Origin of the sequence: Psychrilyobacter sp. (genome assembly GCF_049671765.1) — a bacterium.
In the GTDB taxonomy this organism is placed as follows: Bacteria; Fusobacteriota; Fusobacteriia; order Fusobacteriales; family Fusobacteriaceae; genus Psychrilyobacter.
Window position 1 is genome coordinate 1 of the sequence record NZ_JBATVM010000091.1, and the last position, 3126, is coordinate 3126.

General features: G+C 27.6%; 4 protein-coding genes. 1 reads left to right on the top strand and 3 read right to left on the bottom strand.

Annotated features, from left to right (window positions below):
* Positions 1–338 precede the first annotated feature (338 nt).
* A complete protein-coding gene (locus tag WBG30_RS04200; protein ID WP_424503392.1) occupies positions 339–959 on the top strand; it encodes a hypothetical protein in 621 nt (206 codons plus the stop codon).
* A gap of 477 nt (positions 960–1436) precedes the next feature.
* Here the strand turns inward: WBG30_RS04200 and WBG30_RS04205 are convergent, their stop codons facing one another.
* The 3 genes from WBG30_RS04205 to WBG30_RS04215 all read right to left on the bottom strand — a co-directional run bounded on the left by WBG30_RS04205 (position 1437) and on the right by WBG30_RS04215 (position 2947).
* Entirely contained in the window at positions 1437–1733 is a 297-nt protein-coding gene (locus tag WBG30_RS04205) for a UPF0236 family transposase-like protein (protein ID WP_424503393.1), read from the bottom strand.
* A gap of 195 nt (positions 1734–1928) precedes the next feature.
* Positions 1929–2417 carry a flavodoxin gene (locus tag WBG30_RS04210; protein WP_424503394.1) on the bottom strand — a complete coding sequence of 163 codons (489 nt, stop codon included), beginning with the start codon at positions 2415–2417 and terminating at the stop codon, positions 1929–1931.
* A 227-nt stretch (positions 2418–2644) separates the two neighbouring features.
* A complete protein-coding gene (locus WBG30_RS04215; RefSeq protein ID WP_424503395.1) occupies positions 2645–2947 on the bottom strand; it encodes a hypothetical protein in 303 nt (100 codons plus the stop codon).
* Positions 2948–3126 lie beyond the last annotated feature (179 nt).

A 3126-nucleotide genomic window follows, 5' to 3' on the forward strand; every position in this document is an offset into this window, starting at 1 on the left:
GTATTTTAATTTCCTTTTCAGTGAATAATTTTTTAGACATTGGGAACTCCTTGATCTTTATTTTTAAGTATACAAAAAACCTGTAGATTTTGACACTCTTTTTTTCTAGTGTCTAGTCTACAGGTTATAGTATATTTTGCAAAGGTATTTTCTAACTATTTTTAATTAAATTTTAGTGCGTTTATGTGTTAATGTATACATAAGTGTGTATTAATATCTGTTACAATAGAAATATATTTAAGAGTTGGGAAATTTATTAGATTATTATTTAATTTAATTTAATTTAATTTAATTCTCTTATATATATTAAGAAATTTATTTAAAGGGGAAAATAAACTATGAAAACAAAAAAATATGAAGATTTGGATAGAATAAAATCTTTTTTAGGCTATGATTGTTATGATAAACTGGAAGAAATAAACTTAAAAAAAGGACAAGAAATTTATCTTTCAGGAATTCATATCATAATTGAAGGGGAATTAGAGTATTTTTATTTAGGAAAAAATGGAGAATATATAAAGACTATAAATTGTTCACCTGAAAGTTTTTTATTAATAGGAGCTGGAAAATATTTTAATATAGAACAATTACACCCTTTTTATAGGGTTAAATCAAAAGCTATTTTAAAAAAAATAACTCCTAAAATTGTTGATACTCTCATGGGAGATATTAATTTTAGTAAATGGTTTATCCAATTTAACTTTAAATATTTAGGAGTAATTCTTCAAGACCTTTTTATTAGAAGTACTGCCCCTGGAGAAGAAATCATAGAATATTTACTAAAAAAAGAATCTTTAAAAGAATCTTTAAAAGAAAATATTATTAAAATTGATAATATTTTTGAATTTGTAGATAAACATAATCTAAATCGCTCAAGTTTTTATAAAAGTCTTAAAAAAATGGAGGAAAATGGCTCTATTAAAAGAATAGGCAAGAAAATAAAATTACTTGAAATATAGTTATAGTGTATAATAATTGTAGATAGAATATAAAATTAGAAGTAATAAAGGGACTGTTGTAAGTCTTGTATAAACTTTAAAAATTAATGTAAAACTTTTATAAAATGATGAGTAATAATTCTTTAATTATTGCTTTTTGGTTTTAATATATTGGAACTTTATTTTTTGTATGGCAATATCAGAGACTAAAATTAGCCTCTTTTAAAAGGTGTCTTTCAGAGCTGCCTATTAAACCTTCTATGGTATTAGTAGTGTAAATTAGAGTCCTGATTTCTTGTGGATATTTAAAGTATGTAGCTAAAATATCCCAATTAGACTTCCGTGAGAGAGCTGTTTGGGATATTTTTTCTTTCATTTCTTTCTTAGCTTTATCTTCAAAAAAATCATTCTTTTTCGCAGAGAATTTAGAAACGATATTCTTAACAGTTTGTTTACAACTATATCAAAATCTAAAGCTATTACTCCTGATTTTTCATATTAAAGTATATTAGTAAAGTCTAATAATTTAGCCTTTAAAAGGACACCTAGCCTTTGGTATGGTGATATCCCAATAGCTTGATCCAGCAGATAAGCATATTGACCAGTATGCTTATTTTGATAGTATCGGCGCTTAAAAGTAATTGTTCCAATAACAGTTCTAATAGTTCTTTCAGTAATTTTAATAACTTTCCATGAACGTTTTCTTTGAGGTGATAGCATGTTTTCATGATCAAGGCTTTGAAGAACAGTTGAAATTAACTCGCCAGCAAAAAGATGAAAGTTATTCTGAAACATAGAAATCATATTTTTTTAATTTTGTAGCAGTAGATATCTATACGATAAAAGATAACAAGATTATTGAAAACTGGCATTTAGAGGATAGTTTAACATTATTAGCTAAAATGGGAGTTGCTGAAGTAAAATAATTATAAAATTTAAGAAGTCAAATTATTAAGTTAAAAGGGATATTTTTAAAATATCCCTTTTATTTTATACCTCTTTTTTAAGTTGATCAACCCACTCTTCAATCCTGGAAGATGTTAGATCATCCTGATTATTTATATCTAGTGCAAGACCGATTAGCTGATTATTTTCTAGAGCTTTACTATTAGAAAAATTATAGCCTTCTTTTGAAGTCATTCCTATTATTTCTCCACCGGCATTTCTGGCTGCCTTTCCTATAATACCCATAGCATCGCAGAAGGTATCTTCATATGATTCTTGGTCACCTGTTCCAAAAATACCTATTTTTTTCCCTGATAAATTTATATTCCCTAAAATATTGATCCTGTCCCCCCAATCATCCTGAAGCTCTCCATATCCCCAAGTAGAAGATCCAAACAAAATTAAGTCTAAGCAGTCAATATTTTTTATTCCTAAAGATATAGGCACAACTTCTGCACCTAATTTTTCTCCCAAAACTTGAGCAATTGATTCTGTATCACCTATTGTACTTCCATAATAAATTCTTACTTTCATTTATTCCTCCTTTAGTATCGAATAATTCGCATTACAAAGTTTTCCAAACTAAAAGTATTATATGGATAAAAAGATGAATTGTCAAGAAATATGTTTTTTTATTCTTTTTAATAAAAAAGAAGAGGTTTAACCCTCTCCTAAAAACAGTTCCCTTATTGAATTTGCTCTCCTAAAGATCTTAAACTGAAATAACTTAGTTTTATAATTCCACGGATCTAGCTTAAATTCTAATCCTTTTCCTTTAATTTGGAATCCTCCAAACCCAGCGACACTTTATATTTATCAAGTTCATTATCTATTTGGTCATTAGAGGTTAGATTGATATCTCCATCATGCTTTGAGCTTTTAAGCCCCTCAGCAAAATCTATTAACACTTTATATGTTACATCTCTAGCCTTTTCTCCACCTACACCTTCAATAGCATCTCCTACCTTGTCTCCTGTTTTCTTTAGTAGTGGTGATGGTAGAACTAATAATATGACACCAAACACTATCTGTAATACTAATGGATTTGTAAATAATTCTTTCATTTTTCACTCTCCTTATAGTTCTTTATATGTTTCACAATAATTTTGAGATATTATCTTTACAATTGGATCTGGCCAACCACAAAATAGATTTCTTTCTGAGATCCTCCTTCTAAGTAATCCCTTGGATCTCTTCTTAGCCACTTTTGACCATAGATTAAAGATTCTACAAGCTCCTATAA